This window comes from Pseudomonas sp. JAI111 (assembly GCF_024809425.1).
Lineage (GTDB): Bacteria > Pseudomonadota > Gammaproteobacteria > Pseudomonadales > Pseudomonadaceae > Aquipseudomonas.
Map to the genome: position 1 here is coordinate 410208 of NZ_JANUCB010000001.1, position 17242 is coordinate 427449.

Sequence of the window (17242 nt, forward strand, 5' to 3'; positions counted from 1 at the left end):
ATCGGTTTTCCTCACCTTGATGCTTTGCACCGGTATGGACGCAAATTGCACCTGGGTGTAATCCCATCGACCAACGGAAGGATGCAACAGCTCCAATGACGGCCTCCGCTCCTATAGACACTACCGGCCTGCTCACCATATTGGGAGTCATCGCAGCCGTGTGGGCGCTCATCTCTCCCACTAACCGACTCCGGCTTCGCTTCTGCACGACCTGGGTGGATTGGGTCGTGGGTGGAACAGTGCTTTTTCTTGTCCACTACTTGGTGTTCGCCCCGGCCTTGGTGCAACTTGGGCTGTACTACAGCTTGGGGCCTTGGAAATGGGGGCTCGACAGTTCCAGTGCGGTGTATCTGCTGCTGCTCTCGGTGGCGCTCTACTTCTTTTGGCGAACACGCTTTCCGATACTGGCCCGAGGGCGAGTTCACGTCTTTCGTGAGCTGATCGAAAATCTGCACCTGACGAAACGCTACGATGAGCTGGTGCTGCTGGTCGAACCCCAACTGCCGACACTCATTTCCCTGACCCAGCAACAGTCTTGGCTGGTGCGCTGGATCGAAAACCGGGGCAATTCCAAGAATGAACTGGCTGCGCTCCTGCGTGGGGAAGCCCCTAAATCCCCTTCAGCCTGGCGCAAACAGTGGCGCCGCGTGTTGCAAACATTGAAATCAAGATGCGCGGAGCGAGACCAGGCCAGCCTACAAGCCCGGGAGATCCTGTTGAATCTGCTCACCTCACCTGACTTGATCGTTCACTTGGCGCAGGCGCACCCACATTTCTGTCTAAAACTGCTGGAGACTGACGAAGCAATACGCTCCGACTTCGTAGCGCATTACATCGAAGCATTGCTGGACGCGCCGGGAAGCCGCCTCTATGTCGAGCTGAAAAACAATCAAAATCTTAATGGTGGAAGCCGCTTGTATTTGCCGGAAAGCAATCGGTTACTTCGCTTTTTCTTCGCTGATGCAGCCATGGCGGTGAAGAACGGCTTGGAGGCGGCAATAGGTGACTCAGTATGCCGCCGCTTGGATGAAGACCGGAATTTGGCCGAGAAGCTTAACCAGCCGCTAGGCTCCTACCAGCAGAGCGGGCGGTTTCGCTGTCCAATCAATTCCGGCATCACGCTCTTTGAGATCATGGTGCACGAAGGCATCCACCAGGGACTCCAAGACCATATGTGGCTGCACTATTTTGACGACTTCGCCGAAAATATCCTCAAGCAAATGTCCGGATCACCCGACGAAAATGCCTATCAGGAGTGGCCGACGCCCTTTCACTATATCCTCTATCGCCTCGTCAGCATCGCCACGGATTGGGCTGAGCAGTGCGCGCGGATGGATGACTCTGAAATCCCGCAGGCAACGCGTTCTGCCGGTAATTTTGATCGCCACTACATCTCCAAGGAAGCTACTAAGGTGCTTGGCGCAATGCTGCAAGACATCATTCCGAGTGAGAAACTATCTGCTTCCTTCAAGGCGTATCTGCTAGAAATCGCCATTCGCAACCATGTGCAACTCCAGGGCGATCCGAAGATGGCGGATGTTGCAGCGTCATTCCTGACCGCCGTGATCCAGGGGGCCAACTTGCCAACGAAGGCCGCCTACCGGCAAGAGCTTCGGAATGTATTCGGAAGTTTAGATCACGTTCTGAGGGGCAACGCATCTGCCTTCGAAACAGCGCTGGATGCCTCCCTGCCTTGACCCTCTACTGCGCTCAGGTATCCGCCGCACGGGGGTGGGCCGGGCTGGTGGATGACACCAGAGTTGAATCACTCATTCGGCATGTCGGACGTTGGCTGTAGCTACTACTTGATTGAGGCCATAGCCTCTTCGCCCATCGCCCTCGTCAATGAGTCGCATCATGGCCTCGCGCAGTTCGCTCGACACGGGTGTGCCGGCGTCAGTGTCGCGAAAGTAGCGCATCACAGTGCCCGCAACGATGTCGGCGAGCTGCACGCCGATGGCCTCATGCGATTGCGCAAACTCGATGCTGGCTTCTTCCTCGAACCGGTAGTCAGACTGCGGGGTGTAGGGCAGATCCACGGAGCGGCTCAGGTTTTCGGCCGTCATTTTTCCCTGGCGCAGAATCTTCTCCACCTCCAATTGCTGGACGTGTACCAAGCGGATGCCGGCCAAGCGCCTGCTGTAATAGCGACTCATCCTGGCATATATACTCGTGAATGACGTCAGGTTCGGAAACATCCAGACCTGTTTCGCATGTTTGCAGATATCTCTGGCGTGATCTGGTCACGGGTTGGCCTTGGCAACCTCTCGCGTCAGGTTCGGCCAATCACCTATATCCACAATCCCCTGGCACAGGCACCATTGACCGCGAATTGGGGCGTCTGGGACCGTGAGCTCGTGACCATCCGCCAGATCGACAACTGGGAGTCCACCGACATCCTTGCCGCAGCGGAGTCCTTGTGAAGAGGGACTTGAATTCGCGCATCTGCTACATACAGAGCTAAGAGGCCGACCATGTCCGCAACAGGCGAAACTCGACTTTTCACCTTAATCAGCCAGCGCCAATTCGAGCTTTATGCCCTGTCGCTCGAGCACGGTCCCAATTTCGACCCCGCACATATTTTCAGTGCCTATCAGGCCGGAACTGGTGGCGTAACCGGCTGCATTCTTCTTGATCCGGACACAGGAGCTTTCGCATATCTGGCCATGCGCCGCCGCATCGACCACTGTTGGATCAAAGTAGATGAAAGCGGGCCCTACTCCACACCCGAGGCTGCACTAGACCGACTCACCGTCGCTATGCGTGCCAGTGATCCACCTGAACCATTGCCGCCAGGACTCAGGCGTCGCCCGCATTTGCTGAAACCGGGGCCGCGTGGGACGTCTCCTGAGTTCCAGCTGCTGACAACCACGATCAACCATCTGCCGGCGCTCATGGCGGTCGGCGAATGCTACCTCGCGCTTCCCAACCCCGACGCCAATTTCGTCTCGGATTTTCAAACCAACAACTTCGCGTCCCGTCTGTTCGAGCTCTACCTTTTCAGTTGCTTTCGTGAGCAGGGTTTGAACGTCCGACAAGACCATGTCTCTCCCGACTTCTTGATCGAGAAGGAAGGTAACGCATGTTGGATTGAGGCAGTTACAGCAAACTCCGAGCTTCCACGCGCCGGCGGCATCGGGAAATGGGTTCATGCCCCAAAGGATCGCATTGAACGGCTCACAGGCAACCCGGCGGAACGATTCGCAAAGACGCTGCGCGGCAAACTCCAGCGCAACTATCATGAACTGGACCATGTAAAAGGACAGCCGTTCGCCTTAGCGATCGCCGACTTCCATGATTTCGGCTCCATGGTTTGGAGCCGCGAGGCTCTTCCCACCTACCTTTACGGCTTACGCGCGGACGTCACCGGAGATGGCACTGATCGTCGCGCGATTGGAGTGCCGATCGCAAATCTGACCGGCCAACACAGCATTCCTGCTGGGCTCTTCCGCGACCCAAATTTCGCACACCTCTCGGCCGTCATCTTTAGTAACTCTGCAACGCTCGCCAAATTCAACCGCATGGGTTTCTTGGCAGGATGGCGACCGCCCGGGCTGACGATGATCAGGCGCGGCATTCTTTTCGACCGAACTCCGGGCGCACTAGAGCCTATCGATTTCAACCTTGCCGTCGACAGTGCCGAATACCAAGCACTCTGGCCGTGGGGCGAAGCTTGGTGTCAGGAACTGGAAGTGTTTCACAACCCATTGGCAACACATCCCATCCCGTTTGATCTCATCCCCGGCGCGACCCACTGGTTTGAACGCGATGGCGACATCGAATGCAGCACGATTTGGGCGAACTCAGTCATCTCATCGATCACTCATCTACAGATGGACGGCAAACCCGCTGTGACGAGCAAGCCGCGTGACCGTCGCCAACCACCTGCCCCCCCCACGAGCACAGAATAGACAACGACAATGACGAATGAGCCATCTGATCGGACGATCATCCTACATCTCCTCCGCGGCGCCGTGCCCGAACGAGCCGATGAAATCAGCGGTCTTTGGAGCCAATACGGCCATGCCGTCGAGGTCGCGCCAAGTAGAAAGGGGGTGACGATGAATGCCAACGGGAAACGTATCCAGTTCGACACTAAGACGATCGACTTGTTCTGGCTGCTTGGCTTCAGCTCGTGGCGGGCCATCGAAGTGTACGCACCAGCCTTAGTTGTCGCGACATCCAACGGGTTACCGCTCGACCAGGCCCTCAGTGTCGATGAAGAACGCGGCCAATATGAATTCGACTACAAGCAGCGCATCGCCGCCGCCCAGTCGCTCATCACAGCCGAACAGACCTCAGACGTATCCTGGCCGGTGGACATCCCCCTGCCGAGCGCCGACCGTGATGGCCTGAACAACATTCAGCACATGGCGGCATTCGACCTTGTTGCGCTCGCCTTGGCCTTCGCCCTGCTACACGAATTCCAGCACGTCATGTTCTGCGCCGATAAACGCGCGCCCTCTACGCGACCTGAAGAGGAAATCGCCTGCGACACCTATGCCCGAACTTTCATGACAAGCGAGCTCGCCGCCTATGCGAAGGTACACGGACACGATTTCGCCCAGGTCCAGAACAAGCGTGCGATGGGCATCACGCTCGCCGCCGTCATCGTTCATGCGATGACGCCGCCCCATGCACGTTGGGGCAATAGCGAATATCCACCGATCACCGAACGGCTGACAGCAATGATCCGTGGCTACACTCTGCCAGCCGATTCATCATTCTGGGCCTTCACGGCCTGTGCCCTAATCGCGCTTATGCGGCAGGAAAACCTTCCGCTCGACATTGTCGCCTACTCGAACAAAGAAATGGTCGAAATGCTGCTCGACCGGCTCGGTTGAAGGCCTAGGGGAAATAACTTGCCGGTCTATTTCATTGGCGAAATGAAAACGGATGCTCTCTATCAAGATCGGGGTGGCGAAGAATATCGAGGAGCGTAAGCGCAATCTCCAGACCGGTAACCCTTGATCTGAAACTGCTCGGATGGATCGAAGTAGCCGATGCCTTTCAGCTTGAACGCCAGCTTCATCAGCACTTCGAGTCGACCCATGTGCGCGGCGAGTGGTTCGCAATCGAGCCTGCAGATATCTTGCCCATTCTCATGCGCGCTGGCCTAGACGGATTTGTCGCCAAGAACGCTGATGCGTTCCGGGTCATTGGCTATGACCGTGACGCTGTGCCGGAGTATCTTGGGGTATGGAAATGGGGCGATCTTGAGATCCATGAATGCTGCCCCTACTGCGGCTGCCTGTGCGGCATGCACTTTCAAAATGCATCACAGATGTACCACTCTCTGAACTGCGACACGCTAACGGACTTTTCGGACTTGGACCCACGCAACGAATACTTGGACGACTGAGCCATGACTGACAAGGAACTTAGTGCAAGTGAACAATGGCTTGAAGCCCGAGCCCCCGGCTTTCGGCGCCTACCAGATCTTGATCGCCGCGTCATATTCGACTTCGCCTTTCTTTGGAGTCTTTTCGAGGCACAGATCATGGAGAACCACGCCCGGACTGATCGCATCCGTGATCGAATCGATGCCTGGACTTTGGACGGAACGCTAGGAGCTGAGCTCTACGAGGGGGAGCTTGCCTATTTTCGGAATCGTTACTATGCCGACGGTGAATTGACTCACCATTTCCCTCACCTGAAACTCCGGCCCTCAGACCACCTTAGTCTCGTTCAGGAGGTTGTTGAAGGAGTGAACGACACCCCACGCGACGGAATGTTAGCTCTCCTGATGATCGTCTGGCGCCTACGCAACAATCTCTTCCACGGCGAAAAATGGGCCTATGAGCTTCGCGATCAGCGCGAGAACTTCAGTCATGCGAACAGCATTTTGATGCGAATACTCGAACGCCATGGCCGGCTCGGCTAACAGTCCAGCCGCCCTTGAGGACCGTTCCCTAGCCAAGTTGAACCGGTCCTTCGCGCTTGATCCAGGCTTCAGGATCCCCGAATGCGCAGTGTGGGACCGTAAGCCTAGTGTGTCCTACGCGGCTATTTCGGGTCGCCCTTCTTAAATCCTCTGTCCCATACCATAAAGGCCTCCAGCATGTACGGAACGAGAGTCGCTGCATCGACGGTCTCGCCATACGCTTGACCGTGTAATGCCGCATAGCGGTCCAAGTCGGCTTTCAATCTCGCTGGGCACATGATGGTCGGCTTGAAGCTCTCGGTCTTGGGGAGCGGCCCCAGCCGCAGCTTGCGCGATATGCTCATCTTGATATCCCCCGATCGAAGAACAGAGGCTGATACGGCCCCAGAATTAGATCGCGATTGACGATGACGCGGACCGGCAATCTGGGACGCTCAGTCAGCGTTGGCTGGATGTTGAGGTTGCGTCGGGTCATCTCCTGCCCCACCTCATTCACGCTGTCCTGTATGCTGTGACGCCCTGCGATGATGACGCGATCACCGTTTTGGCGATTCTCCGGTGCGGCCAACTCCGCACCGACACCCAGCAATGTCGTCAACGCAGCACCTGCAAGATGCGATCCCAGAGCCAATCGACACCATCCTCAAGGCCAGCGTAACCAGCCGGATCAGTGCTCGCTAGGTTGTCGAGCGCGAGCGAAGAGGTGTCCGGCAAAATGATGCGACTCCATACCATCTGCACGCGGCTCGACCAACTCGGAATGTAGCGAGTCAGAAGGCACGATCACCAAGGCCGTGGCCATCCGCGTGACGAGCCGTAGTCCAAGCATGGCCTGATTCATTCTCACTCAACCGGCATGGCTGTCGTGGCAGTCGTAGCCGGTGCCATCACTGTCACGCGCGCGACGCACAGCGCGCCTAGCTACGGCTCACGTAGACCAGCCGCCTGGGTTTGCCGAGCAGCCATCAAGTTGAAAATGATAGATGCGCAAGGACGCTGTACGGTCCTAAAGTGCGCTTGACGCCCTGCCCTGGGCAACCAATCATCAGGCATGCTCCGAACAAACCGAGACTGGCGTACACTGAAGGCCGCTGACGGCCACCCTGGTCCGTGTCAGAAATCGCCAGTCGCGATCGCCGGCGCACCCGCTGCGACCGGGGGCAAAATTGGGGGCATAGCGTCAAAATTTCATCCTGAAACCGCCGTCCTAGAGCCCAGTCAAAATGTTTTTTGGAGAGAACGACCTTGACTGTATTTACAGGCTTCGGGTTCACCACGCTTTGCGGCGCGGCTCAGCGTCAACCGCAACCACCCAAGCACGGCATCGATAGCTTTAACAATCAGATTACTGCGCTGATCGGCCCTATGTCTCCATCACCAGGAAGTTCATAACACCCATCGACACGAACGTCCTCCGCTGGAATCATGTGATATTCGATGACTCTACCTAAGTCTGAGCGAATGCCCGGATCACTTCACCAGGAACAGAGAGCTCCGCGTTACCTACAGTCATCGCCCGAAGCTTGCCTCGCGGACGTCCAGATCGGCAACTCATTAACGAACGTCTTCGCTTCTTCAGGTTCTTGCACCGGTAGGGGCTGTCCGGGGGCCAAAAGACTCGAACGCCTCTCAGATGGCATAGCTACCGAGATCCAAGATATCCGTGGGAGTAAATGTGGGAGTATTTTTTCAGATATGAAAAAGCCCAACCGGTGAAGATTGGGCTAAGTCATTGAAAGATATGGTCGGGACGGAGTGATTCGAACACTCGACCCCTAGCACCCCATGCTAGTGCGCTACCGGACTGCGCTACGCCCCGACTAGGCGTGTAACTCGTCCTTCATCTCGAAGAACGCTCAAGAATATATCGCAAGCGTTTGAAAACTGGAAGTATTCAAACGCAGGAAATTATTTCTTGAGTACAACCAGCACATCTTCCAATTCAGCAATCATCTGCCGAATCATTTGCTTGTACTGGGTGGTGTCGTCTTTGGCTTCATCGCCGGACAAGCGCAAGCGAGCGCCGCCGATGGTGAAACCTTGATCGTATAGGAGCGCGCGGATCTGCCGGATCATCAGCACATCTTGTCGCTGATAATACCGGCGGTTTCCGCGGCGTTTGACAGGGTTGAGTTGAGGAAACTCCTGCTCCCAATAGCGCAGCACGTGCGGTTTTACTGCGCACAGCTCGCTAACTTCACCAATGGTGAAGTAGCGTTTGCCTGGGATGACGGGTAGCTCGTCGTTATGACTTGGTTCCAGCATAAGCCTCAACTCGGGCCTTCAACTTCTGCCCTGGACGAAAGGTGACCACACGGCGAGCCGTGATCGGGATTTCTTCACCCGTTTTCGGATTGCGGCCAGGCCGCTGGCGTTTATCCCGAAGGTCGAAATTGCCGAAACCGGACAATTTGACTTGTTCGTTGTCTTCAAGAGCGTGCCTGATTTCTTCAAAAAACAGTTCGACCAATTCCTTGGCCTCCCGTTTATTCAGGCCCAACTCCTCATACAGACGTTCCGCCATCTCAGCTTTCGTCAGAGCCCCCATACGTCACTTCCTTAACGTGGCGTTCAACCTTTGTTCGAGCGAGGTGAGGATGTTTTGCGTTGCGGTATTCACCTCATCGTCATTAAGAGTGCGCGATGGATGCTGCCAGGTCAAGCCGACTGCAAGGCTTTTTCTATCAGGATCAATGCCTTTACCCTGATACACGTCAAATAGCCTGAGGTCCGTGAGCCATTCGCCTGCATTTTCACGGATTACATCCAGTACAGCACTGGCTGCGACGTCCGTGGCCGCAATGAGTGCCAAGTCACGACGCACTTCAGGAAAGCGCGACAACTCGCTGAATTTCGGCATTTTCCCCAATGCCACTTCGGCCAGGACCAGCTCGAAAACGAAGACAGGACGGTCGAGACCGAGGGTTTTCGACAATTCAGGGTGGATAGCGCCGACGAAACCGACCAGGCGACCTTCACGTTCGATGCGCGCGGTTTGACCCGGGTGCAGCGCTGGGTGTTTGCCCGGCACGAATGTGAACGAATCCAAAGCACCGGCAAAGCCCAGCACCGCTTCCACGTCAGCCTTGATGTCGAAGAAGTCCACGACATCGCGACCCTGCGCCCAACCTTCCGGCAGACGGCTACCGCACACAACACCGGCCAGCATTGGCTCTTGCTTCAGGCCTTCCAGCTGACCCACGAAGCGCAGGCCACTTTCGAACAAGCGGACGCGATCCTGTTGACGGTTCAGGTTGTGCTGAAGCGCCTTGACCAGACCGGGCCACAATGACGAACGCATGGCAGCCATGTCGTTGGAAATCGGGTTGGCCAGCAGAAGCGGCTCTACACCTGGATTAAACAGTTCGAATTGTTTCGGATCGATGAAGCTGTAGGTGATCGCTTCCTGATAACCACGGGCGACCAGCAGACGACGCAGCTCAGGCAGGTCGCTACGCGCTTCAGCCTTGGCTTGCGGCGCCAGACGGGCTTGCGGATAACGAACCGGCAGACGGTTGTAACCGTACAGGCGAGCCAGCTCTTCGATCAGATCGACTTCCAGGCTGATGTCGAAGCGATGGCTTGGCACTTCAACGCGCCACTGCCCTGCCCCATCGGCAGAAATCTTCAGACCCAGGCCACTGAGCAGACGCTCGACTTCGGCCGACTCCATCTCCATGCCCAGCATCTGAGTGATGCGCTGCGCACGCAGTGTGACTGGAGCAATTTTCGGCAAATGCTCTTCGCTGACGGTCTCGACGATCGGTCCGGCTTCACCGCCAGTGATTTCCAGCAGCAGGCCTGTGGCGCGCTCCATGGCTTCACGGGCCAGTTGCCAGTCCACGCCACGCTCATAGCGGTGCGAAGCGTCGGTGTGCAGGCCGTAGGAACGGGCCTTGCCAGCGACAGCAATCTGATCGAAGAACGCGCTTTCCAGGAAAATATCGCGTGTGGTCGCGGTGTTGACGCCGCTGTGCTCGCCGCCCATGACGCCGGCAATCGCCAGGGCGCGGGTGTGGTCGGCAATGACCAGCGTATCGCTACGCAGGCTGACTTCCTGACCGTCGAGCAGCACCAGCTTCTCGCCTTCTTCGGCCATGCGCACGCGGATGCCGCCATTGATTTCGGCGAGATCGAAGGCGTGCAGTGGCTGACCCAGTTCCAGCATCACATAGTTGGTGATGTCGACAGCCGCGTCGATGCTACGCACATCGCCACGACGCAGACGCTCGACCATCCACAGCGGAGTAGGCCTGGACAGGTCGACGTTACGGATCACGCGACCCAGGTAACGCGGGCAAGCGGCTGGCGCCAGCACTTCGATAGAACGCACTTCGTCATGCACCGCCGGCACGACAGCCACCACCGGACGGGTGACTTCAGCGGCGTACAGCGCGCCGACTTCACGGGCCAGACCGGCCAGGGACAGGCAGTCACCGCGGTTCGGAGTCAGGTCGACCTCGATGCTGGCGTCGTCCAGGCCCAGGTATTCACGAATGTCCTGACCGACCGGCGCATCGGCCGGCAATTCCATCAGGCCATCGTTGCCTTCGCCGACTTGCAGCTCGGCTTGCGAGCACAGCATGCCGTTGGACTCAACGCCACGCAGCTTGGCTTTCTTGATCTTGAAGTCGCCTGGCAGTTCGGCGCCAATCATGGCGAACGGAATCTTCAGGCCCGGGCGCACGTTGGGCGCACCGCAAACAACCTGGAACGTCTCCGCACCATTGCTGACTTGGCAAACACGCAACTTGTCGGCGTCCGGGTGCTGCTCGGTGCTCAGCACCTCGCCCACCACCACACCGGTGAATTCGCCGGCGGCCGGCGTAACGCTATCGACCTCAAGACCGGCCATCGACAGACGAGCAACCAGCTCGTCTCGACTTACCTGCGGGCTTACCCAGCCACGCAGCCATTGTTCACTGAATTTCATCCTGCTCTCCTAAGAATTCGTTACGACTAGCGAAATTGCGCGAGGAACCGCAAGTCGTTGTCGAAGAACAGACGCAAGTCGTTCACGCCGTAACGCAGCATGGCCAGACGTTCAACGCCCATGCCGAAGGCAAAGCCCGAAAACTCTTCCGGGTCGATCCCGGACATGCGCAACACGTTCGGGTGAACCATGCCGCAACCCATCACTTCCAGCCAGCCAGTCTGTTTGCAGACACGGCAGCCTTTGCCGCTGCACATCACGCATTCCATGTCGACTTCAGCGGATGGCTCGGTGAACGGGAAGTACGATGGGCGGAAACGCACGGCCAGTTCTTTTTCGAAGAACACGCGCAGGAATTCTTCGATGGTCCCTTTCAGGTCGGCGAAGTTGATATCGCGGTCGACCAGCAGGCCTTCGACCTGGTGGAACATCGGGGAGTGGGTGATATCGGAGTCGCTGCGGTACACACGGCCTGGGCAGACGATGCGGATCGGCGGCTGTTTTGATTCCATGGTGCGGACCTGTACCGGAGAGGTATGGGTGCGCAGCAACATGTTGGCATTGAAATAGAAGGTGTCATGCATCGACCGGGCCGGGTGATGGCCTGGGATGTTGAGCGCTTCAAAGTTGTGGTAATCGTCTTCCACCTCTGGGCCTTCGGCGATGCCGTAGCCGATGTGGGTGAAGAATTGCTCGATTCGTTCCAGAGTGCGAGTAACCGGGTGCAGACCACCAGAGGTCTGACCGCGGCCAGGCAGGGTCACGTCAATGGACTCGGCAGCCAGTTTGGCGGCCAGATCAGCCTCTTCAAACAGTGCCTTGCGGGCATTGAGAACCTCTGTGACACGCTCCTTGGCAACGTTGATCAGCGCACCGACTTGTGGGCGCTCTTCTGCCGGCAAATTCCCCAGGGTCTTCATCACCTGAGTCAATTCACCCTTTTTGCCAAGGTAGTGAACCCGGATTTGCTCCAGGGCATTGATATCTTCAGCGCTTTGCACAGCCTCTAGTGCTTGAGAGACGAGCGCATCCAGGTTTTCCATGTACAGACTCCAGATACAAAATAGGGGAAGAGCTTGAAGGCTCTTCCCCTATTTATGACGTTTAACACCTGGCCCCACAGAGGTGAGGCCGGGTGACTGTCGGGGGTACTTAAGCCAAAGTGGCTTTAGCTTTCTCGACAATCGCAGCAAACGCCGCTTTTTCGTTCACTGCCAGATCAGCCAGAACCTTACGGTCGATCTCGATGGACGCTTTTTTCAGGCCGGCGATGAAACGGCTGTAGGACAGACCGTTGATACGTGCACCAGCGTTGATACGAGCGATCCACAGAGCGCGGAACTGACGTTTTTTCTGACGACGGTCACGGTAGGCGTATTGGCCTGCCTTGATTACCGCTTGCTTGGCAACACGGAATACGCGCGAGCGAGCGCCGTAGTAGCCTTTAGCAAGTTTCAGAATTTTTTTGTGACGTTTACGGGCAATGACGCCACGCTTTACACGAGCCATGAGTTACTTCCTCTATTCTTGACTAAAATTAACGAAGGCGCAGCATGCGCTCGACTTTTGCCACGTCAGACGGATGCAGCAAGCTGCTACCGCGCAGTTGACGCTTACGCTTGGTCGACATTTTAGTCAGGATGTGGCTCTTGAAAGCGTGCTTGTGCTTGATACCGTTAGCAGTTTTCAGAAACCGCTTAGCAGCACCACTTTTAGTTTTCATCTTTGGCATGTTCGGATACTCCGCATTCAGTTGATAAACATAATCGCAAGGCCTGCCGTGCCCTGTTGATTACTTCTTCTTTTTCGGGGCGATGACCATGATCAGCTGGCGTCCTTCCATCTTAGGATGCTGTTCGACCGAACCGTACTCGAGCAAGTCACCTTCAACTCGCTTGAGGAGTTCCATCCCCAGCTCCTGGTGGGCCATCTCACGGCCGCGGAATCGCAAGGATACCTTGGCCCTGTCCCCATCACTCAGGAAACGTACCAGGTTGCGCAGTTTTACCTGGTAATCCCCTTCCTCCGTCCCTGGACGAAACTTGATTTCTTTAACCTGAATCTGCTTCTGGTTTTTCTTGGCCGCGGCAATCTGCTTCTTCTTCTCGAAGATCGATTTGCCGTAGTCCATCAGTTTGCAAACAGGGGGTACTGCATCGGCGGAAATTTCCACCAAATCCAGTTTGGCCTCTTCAGCCTTAAGAAGCGCGTCTTCAATTGACACAATCCCAAGCTGTTCACCTTCAGCCCCAATTAACCGAACCTCGCGTGCCGAGATATTCTCGTTGATCGGGGCTTTCGGTGCAGCTCGTTTATCTTGTCTCATTTCACGCTTAATAGTAATTACTCCGAATCTGGGCGACCACGCCGGGAAACCGCTTGCGCGAGAAACTCAGCGAACTGGGCGACGGGCATCGAGCCCAGGTCAGCACCTTCACGAGTACGCACAGCGACAGTCTGCATCTCGACTTCCCGATCTCCGATAACCAAGAGATAGGGGACCTTGAGCAAAGTATGCTCGCGGATTTTAAAGCCGATCTTTTCATTTCTCAAGTCAGACTTGGCACGAAATCCGCTTTCGTTGAGAGTTTTTTCAACTTCGGCGGCAAAATCGGCCTGTTTATCAGTGATGTTCATGATCACTGCCTGGGTCGGAGCCAGCCACGCAGGGAATGCACCCTCGTAGTGCTCGATCAGGATTCCGACGAAACGTTCGAAGGATCCGAGGATCGCCCGGTGCAACATAACCGGGTGCTTGCGACTGTTGTCTTCAGAGACGTATTCGGCTCCCAGACGGACAGGCAGGTTAAAATCGAGCTGAAGGGTACCACACTGCCAGACACGGCCCAGGCAATCTTTCAGCGAGAACTCGATCTTCGGACCGTAGAACGCACCCTCGCCCGGCTGCAAATCGTACGGCAGGCCCGCGCTGTCAAGGGCTGCAGCCAGTGCAGCTTCGGCGCGATCCCACAGTTCGTCGGAACCGACGCGTTTTTCCGGACGAGTGGACAACTTCATTTCGACTTCTTTAAAGCCGAAGTCGGCATAAACGTCCATGGTCAGCTTGATAAACGCGGCGGACTCGGCCTGCATCTGCTCTTCGGTGCAGAAGATGTGGGCGTCATCCTGAGTGAATGCACGCACGCGCATGATGCCGTGCAACGCACCCGATGGCTCGTTACGGTGGCAAGCACCGAATTCGGCCAGACGCATCGGCAACTCGCGGTAGCTTTTCAGGCCCTGATTGAACACTTGCACGTGACACGGGCAGTTCATCGGCTTGATGGCGTAGTCGCGGTTTTCCGACTGAGTGGTAAACATGTTGTCGGCGTAGTTGGCCCAGTGCCCGGATTTCTCCCACAGGCTGCGGTCAACGACCTGCGGAGTCTTGATCTCCAGGTAGCCGTTATCGCGCTGAACCTTGCGCATGTACTGCTCGAGCACCTGGTACAGGGTCCAGCCGTTCGGGTGCCAGAACACCATGCCCGGCGACTCTTCCTGGGTGTGGAACAGGCCCAGGCGCTTGCCGATCTTGCGGTGATCGCGTTTCTCGGCTTCTTCAATGCGCTGGATGTAAGCCGCCAACTGCTTCTTGTCAGCCCACGCGGTGCCGTAAACGCGCTGCAATTGCTCGTTCTTGGCATCGCCGCGCCAGTAGGCGCCGGACAACTTGGTCAGCTTGAAGGATTTCAGGAAGCGCGTATTCGGCACGTGCGGACCACGGCACATGTCGACGTATTCTTCGTGATAGTACAGGCCCATCGCCTGCTCGTTCGGCATGTCCTCGACCAGGCGCAACTTGTAGTCTTCGCCACGGGCCTTGAACACTTCGATCACTTCGGCGCGCGGAGTGACTTTCTTGATCACGTCGTAATCTTTCTCGATCAGCTGCTGCATGCGCTGTTCGATGGCCGCCAGGTCGTCCGGAGTGAAGGGACGCTCGAAGGCGATGTCGTAATAGAAGCCTTCGTCGATGACCGGCCCGATGACCATTTTAGCGGTCGGGTACAACTGCTTGACCGCGTGGCCGACCAGGTGAGCGCAAGAGTGGCGAATGATCTCCAGCCCCTCTTCATCCTTTGGCGTAATGATTTGCAGCGTGGAATCGCTGTCGATGATGTCGCTGGCGTCGACCAGCTTGCCATTGACCTTGCCGGCCACGGTGGCCTTGGCCAGGCCTGCACCAATGGATGCGGCGACCTCGGCTACGGAAACCGGGTGATCGAATGAACGTTGACTGCCGTCGGGAAGAGTAATAGTTGGCATGGCGCCTCCTCTCCTAGTGGTGACCCCTACCAAAGGTCACGTGGGTTGGGATGAGCCAGTACAAGATCCGATCCAGGCCATTCAATGACGAACGCCTGCCTTACAGCGGCAGGAGCCTTGCGGCCAACCGGAAAACCGAACCAGAGTGACTGGGATTCAAATCAGGGTTATTCGCGCAATTGCCGCCACCGGGACTCAAAGTCATCCGGAGCCTGCAAACGCCCGAGCGAGGCATGCTAGCACAGATGAACGGTCGTCGATGCAACGAGGCTCGCGACCGAGGTCAATCCGCTATTTTTATGCCAGAGTGCTGAACTTGAACCCTGCTTTACCCATCAGATAAACCAGACATTGACCCACAAGGAGCATCCCAGCATGCGTCTGAATCGTTTGTTCGCCGTAGTCGCCCCCCTCGTTCTGCTGCTACCACTGACCGCCCATGCCGAATGGCCAAAAGACCTGCGCGCAAAGTACATGGAGCAATGTACGCCGGCAGCGGCAAAGCAGATCGGTGATGCGGCCGCCAAGGCCCACTGCGCTTGTGGTGCCGATGCCATCAAATCGTATCCAGCCAAGGACCTCCAGGCCCTGATGGACAACACGGCCAGCGATGCCCTGAAGCAAAGCGCGCTGACAAAAATTTCCGCGTGCAAAGCCGATTCCAAAGAAAAAAAATAAGCCTGATGACGGGATTTTTACCCCGCCGGCGACAGTAAAAAGCTTCTGAAAACCGCTTTTTTTTACATTTTATGCAGGTTTTACAGGTTTTTTTATTGTCTTTACTTTTGGCTGAAAGCCTTCTAAAACGGGGCTTACAGCGAAATAAAGCAGCAAATAGAACGCAGCTGCAGGGCAAACAGCACGTCCGGGGGGCTCCCAAATCGAACATTTCGACTATGATAGTCCCGTGTGCCCAGTTGGCCTGAGCAGCACAGCACTACTGAAAATATAAGTTTCTTGGAGATACACCATGTCTAATCGCCAAACCGGCACCGTTAAATGGTTCAACGATGAAAAAGGCTTCGGCTTCATCACTCCTCAAGGTGGCGGTGACGACCTGTTCGTACACTTCAAAGCTATCGAAAGCGACGGTTTCAAAAGCCTGAAAGAAGGCCAAACCGTTTCCTTCGTGGCTGAGAAAGGCCAAAAGGGTATGCAAGCTGCACAAGTTCGCCCAGAGTAAGTTTCTGGCGCACTAAGAAAACCCCGTCCATGTGACGGGGTTTTTTATGGGCGATACAAAAGCCTGAGCCGATCAGCCGCAGTTGATGCGTGTCACCACCCGGTTGGCATCGGTATTGAGATTCAGGCGATCAGAGCGGTATTCCAGAGTCACCATATCGTTCGGCGCCAGGAACCGTGCATTCTGCGCACCAGCGCGGGTACGCGCCTGTTCCAGCAGCGCGGGGGACGCCGCTTTGCCGATGGCGAATTCTGCCGCCTTGGCCTCACAACGGCTGTGGCCAGTGTCAGTCGTCGTAACGGGGTCTGTCGCAGACTGCGAAGTCGAACTGCTGCAACCCGCCAGCAGCGTGACGGCGAACAAAGTACCCAATGACGCGAGCTTCCAAGGCATGAAGCCTCCTTTTTTCCAATAGTTAAGCTGAGATCTTGCGACCGCCAATCCGGCGTTTGGTTTCAAGGTGAGCGTGCTCGCCCTGCCCTTGACCCGCACAAGCGTTGAGTTTGCCTGAGCAGCGCTGTGTCGTTCATCAATCAATCGTGACTGAATATGAACGCCACTCAATAGACGTCAATGTAATCGAAGGGTGGGTTCGGCCAGTTTTCCTTCAGCGCGTTGAAGATCTGCATGACCCATACCTCGTCGCTGGCCGCGACCAATCCCACGTACCCGGAGCCCTTGGCCCAGGTCTCCAGTCGAAACAGCAGCCCGTTGATATCGGTGCCACCCACAACGCCGGAAGAAATGTAGGCCATCCCGTCCTTGGTCACACGCAATTGCGTATGTTCGTCATCACTGGCAGCGGCCAGCAACTGGCGCACCGCCTCAAGGGTCAAGCCGTCAGGGGTGTTCAAATCGATCTGCACAGCGCGGTCCTTGAAAATCGGTCAAAGACCAAGTGTCGCATAGCCCTACCCTCATGCCTAAGTCGGAGTGCCAAATCTCGTGCAAAATGGTTAACTCGACATTCAGACTT

At 56.4% G+C, this 17242-nt stretch carries 20 protein-coding genes, 1 tRNA gene and 1 pseudogene; 8 read left to right on the forward strand and 14 right to left on the reverse strand.

Features of this window, described 5'->3' with window-relative positions:
* Nucleotides 1-95 precede the first annotated feature (95 nt).
* Nucleotides 96-1697: a hypothetical protein gene (locus tag HNR03_RS01960; RefSeq protein WP_259150405.1), complete on the forward strand. Its 1602-nt coding sequence runs from the start codon at nucleotides 96-98 to the stop codon at nucleotides 1695-1697.
* Nucleotides 1698-1769: 72 nt separating this feature from the next.
* Here the strand turns inward: HNR03_RS01960 and HNR03_RS01965 are convergent, their stop codons facing one another.
* A complete protein-coding gene (locus tag HNR03_RS01965; RefSeq protein WP_405046034.1) occupies nucleotides 1770-2156 on the reverse strand; it encodes a DUF3800 domain-containing protein in 387 nt (128 codons plus the stop codon).
* Between the two features lie 57 nt (nucleotides 2157-2213).
* Here HNR03_RS01965 and HNR03_RS01970 point away from each other — a divergent pair, with 57 nt between their 5' ends.
* From HNR03_RS01970 to HNR03_RS01990, 5 genes are all read left to right on the forward strand, one after another.
* Nucleotides 2214-2423, forward strand: a complete 210-nt coding sequence (locus HNR03_RS01970; RefSeq protein WP_259150407.1) for a hypothetical protein — start codon at nucleotides 2214-2216, stop codon at nucleotides 2421-2423.
* 51 nt (nucleotides 2424-2474) lie between these two features.
* A complete protein-coding gene (locus tag HNR03_RS01975) occupies nucleotides 2475-3911 on the forward strand; it encodes a hypothetical protein (protein WP_259150408.1) in 1437 nt (478 codons plus the stop codon).
* Nucleotides 3912-3920: 9 nt separating this feature from the next.
* The gene (locus HNR03_RS01980) at nucleotides 3921-4844 is read left to right on the forward strand and encodes a phage exclusion protein Lit family protein (protein ID WP_259150409.1); all 924 of its coding nucleotides are present in this window, start codon (nucleotides 3921-3923) and stop codon (nucleotides 4842-4844) included.
* Nucleotides 4845-4990: 146 nt separating this feature from the next.
* Nucleotides 4991-5362, forward strand: coding sequence for a GIY-YIG nuclease family protein (locus HNR03_RS01985; RefSeq protein ID WP_259152067.1), 372 nt, complete (start codon nucleotides 4991-4993; stop codon nucleotides 5360-5362).
* Between the two features lie 3 nt (nucleotides 5363-5365).
* On the forward strand, nucleotides 5366-5884 hold the full coding sequence (locus tag HNR03_RS01990; protein WP_259150411.1) for a hypothetical protein: 519 nt from the start codon (nucleotides 5366-5368) through the stop codon (nucleotides 5882-5884).
* Nucleotides 5885-6006: 122 nt separating this feature from the next.
* Here the strand turns inward: HNR03_RS01990 and HNR03_RS01995 are convergent, their stop codons facing one another.
* From HNR03_RS01995 to thrS, 11 genes and pseudogenes are all read right to left on the reverse strand, one after another.
* A complete protein-coding gene (locus HNR03_RS01995; RefSeq protein WP_259150412.1) occupies nucleotides 6007-6228 on the reverse strand; it encodes a DUF2274 domain-containing protein in 222 nt (73 codons plus the stop codon).
* Nucleotides 6225-6631: pseudogene (locus HNR03_RS02000) on the reverse strand (TrbI/VirB10 family protein); the annotation flags it as partial. The pseudogene HNR03_RS02000 and the gene HNR03_RS01995, both read right to left, overlap by 4 nt.
* A 995-nt stretch (nucleotides 6632-7626) precedes the next feature.
* Nucleotides 7627-7703 (reverse strand) — tRNA-Pro (locus HNR03_RS02005).
* Between the two features lie 89 nt (nucleotides 7704-7792).
* Complete coding sequence (locus tag HNR03_RS02010; protein ID WP_003179985.1) at nucleotides 7793-8149, reverse strand: MerR family transcriptional regulator; 357 nt, start codon at nucleotides 8147-8149, stop codon at nucleotides 7793-7795.
* Complete coding sequence (gene ihfA / locus HNR03_RS02015; protein ID WP_002553164.1) at nucleotides 8130-8432, reverse strand: integration host factor subunit alpha; 303 nt, start codon at nucleotides 8430-8432, stop codon at nucleotides 8130-8132. Before ihfA ends, HNR03_RS02010 begins: the two co-directional genes overlap by 20 nt.
* 3 nt (nucleotides 8433-8435) lie before the next feature.
* On the reverse strand, nucleotides 8436-10817 hold the full coding sequence (gene pheT, locus HNR03_RS02020) for a phenylalanine--tRNA ligase subunit beta (RefSeq protein WP_259150413.1): 2382 nt from the start codon (nucleotides 10815-10817) through the stop codon (nucleotides 8436-8438).
* A 26-nt stretch (nucleotides 10818-10843) separates the two neighbouring features.
* Nucleotides 10844-11860, reverse strand: coding sequence for a phenylalanine--tRNA ligase subunit alpha (pheS, locus tag HNR03_RS02025; RefSeq protein WP_007940232.1), 1017 nt, complete (start codon nucleotides 11858-11860; stop codon nucleotides 10844-10846).
* 109 nt (nucleotides 11861-11969) lie between these two features.
* Nucleotides 11970-12326, reverse strand: coding sequence for a 50S ribosomal protein L20 (gene rplT, locus HNR03_RS02030; RefSeq protein ID WP_007905879.1), 357 nt, complete (start codon nucleotides 12324-12326; stop codon nucleotides 11970-11972).
* A gap of 28 nt (nucleotides 12327-12354) precedes the next feature.
* Nucleotides 12355-12549, reverse strand: a complete 195-nt coding sequence (rpmI, locus tag HNR03_RS02035) for a 50S ribosomal protein L35 (RefSeq protein WP_002553160.1) — start codon at nucleotides 12547-12549, stop codon at nucleotides 12355-12357.
* Nucleotides 12550-12609: 60 nt separating this feature from the next.
* Nucleotides 12610-13161 carry a translation initiation factor IF-3 gene (gene infC / locus HNR03_RS02040; RefSeq protein ID WP_169857083.1) on the reverse strand — a complete coding sequence of 184 codons (552 nt, stop codon included), beginning with the start codon at nucleotides 13159-13161 and terminating at the stop codon, nucleotides 12610-12612.
* Nucleotides 13161-15083: a threonine--tRNA ligase gene (gene thrS, locus HNR03_RS02045; RefSeq protein ID WP_123403703.1), complete on the reverse strand. Its 1923-nt coding sequence runs from the start codon at nucleotides 15081-15083 to the stop codon at nucleotides 13161-13163. Before thrS ends, infC begins: the two co-directional genes overlap by 1 nt.
* Before the next feature lie 375 nt (nucleotides 15084-15458).
* Here thrS and HNR03_RS02050 point away from each other — a divergent pair, with 375 nt between their 5' ends.
* Both HNR03_RS02050 and HNR03_RS02055 read left to right on the forward strand, forming a co-directional pair.
* Nucleotides 15459-15761: a hypothetical protein gene (locus HNR03_RS02050; protein ID WP_222585590.1), complete on the forward strand. Its 303-nt coding sequence runs from the start codon at nucleotides 15459-15461 to the stop codon at nucleotides 15759-15761.
* Nucleotides 15762-16053: 292 nt separating this feature from the next.
* A complete protein-coding gene (locus HNR03_RS02055) occupies nucleotides 16054-16266 on the forward strand; it encodes a cold-shock protein (RefSeq protein WP_003179963.1) in 213 nt (70 codons plus the stop codon).
* Nucleotides 16267-16338: 72 nt separating this feature from the next.
* Here HNR03_RS02055 and HNR03_RS02060 read toward each other — a convergent pair whose 3' ends face one another.
* Nucleotides 16339-16659, reverse strand: a complete 321-nt coding sequence (locus tag HNR03_RS02060) for an I78 family peptidase inhibitor (protein ID WP_090182363.1) — start codon at nucleotides 16657-16659, stop codon at nucleotides 16339-16341.
* A gap of 167 nt (nucleotides 16660-16826) precedes the next feature.
* Nucleotides 16827-17132 carry a hypothetical protein gene (locus HNR03_RS02065; RefSeq protein WP_259150419.1) on the reverse strand — a complete coding sequence of 102 codons (306 nt, stop codon included), beginning with the start codon at nucleotides 17130-17132 and terminating at the stop codon, nucleotides 16827-16829.
* Nucleotides 17133-17242 lie beyond the last annotated feature (110 nt).

Excerpts from the sequence above, each read along its gene's own strand:
- pheS (WP_007940232.1), bottom strand. The coding sequence starts at position 11,860 with ATGGAAAACCTGGATGCGCTCGTCTCTCAAGCACTAGAGGCTGTGCAA.
- HNR03_RS01995 (WP_259150412.1), bottom strand. The coding sequence starts at position 6,228 with ATGAGCATATCGCGCAAGCTGCGGCTGGGGCCGCTCCCCAAGACCGAG.
- HNR03_RS01980 (WP_259150409.1), top strand. The coding sequence starts at position 3,921 with ATGACGAATGAGCCATCTGATCGGACGATCATCCTACATCTCCTCCGC.
- ihfA (WP_002553164.1), bottom strand. The coding sequence starts at position 8,432 with ATGGGGGCTCTGACGAAAGCTGAGATGGCGGAACGTCTGTATGAGGAG.
- HNR03_RS01960 (WP_259150405.1), top strand. The coding sequence starts at position 96 with ATGACGGCCTCCGCTCCTATAGACACTACCGGCCTGCTCACCATATTG.
- rpmI (WP_002553160.1), bottom strand. The coding sequence starts at position 12,549 with ATGCCAAAGATGAAAACTAAAAGTGGTGCTGCTAAGCGGTTTCTGAAA.
- HNR03_RS01970 (WP_259150407.1), top strand. The coding sequence starts at position 2,214 with ATGTTTGCAGATATCTCTGGCGTGATCTGGTCACGGGTTGGCCTTGGC.
- HNR03_RS02050 (WP_222585590.1), top strand. The coding sequence starts at position 15,459 with ATGCGTCTGAATCGTTTGTTCGCCGTAGTCGCCCCCCTCGTTCTGCTG.
- HNR03_RS01965 (WP_405046034.1), bottom strand. The coding sequence starts at position 2,156 with ATGAGTCGCTATTACAGCAGGCGCTTGGCCGGCATCCGCTTGGTACAC.
- rplT (WP_007905879.1), bottom strand. The coding sequence starts at position 12,326 with ATGGCTCGTGTAAAGCGTGGCGTCATTGCCCGTAAACGTCACAAAAAA.
- HNR03_RS02010 (WP_003179985.1), bottom strand. The coding sequence starts at position 8,149 with ATGCTGGAACCAAGTCATAACGACGAGCTACCCGTCATCCCAGGCAAA.
- HNR03_RS01990 (WP_259150411.1), top strand. The coding sequence starts at position 5,366 with ATGACTGACAAGGAACTTAGTGCAAGTGAACAATGGCTTGAAGCCCGA.
- HNR03_RS02060 (WP_090182363.1), bottom strand. The coding sequence starts at position 16,659 with ATGCCTTGGAAGCTCGCGTCATTGGGTACTTTGTTCGCCGTCACGCTG.
- HNR03_RS02055 (WP_003179963.1), top strand. The coding sequence starts at position 16,054 with ATGTCTAATCGCCAAACCGGCACCGTTAAATGGTTCAACGATGAAAAA.
- HNR03_RS01975 (WP_259150408.1), top strand. The coding sequence starts at position 2,475 with ATGTCCGCAACAGGCGAAACTCGACTTTTCACCTTAATCAGCCAGCGC.
- thrS (WP_123403703.1), bottom strand. The coding sequence starts at position 15,083 with ATGCCAACTATTACTCTTCCCGACGGCAGTCAACGTTCATTCGATCAC.
- pheT (WP_259150413.1), bottom strand. The coding sequence starts at position 10,817 with ATGAAATTCAGTGAACAATGGCTGCGTGGCTGGGTAAGCCCGCAGGTA.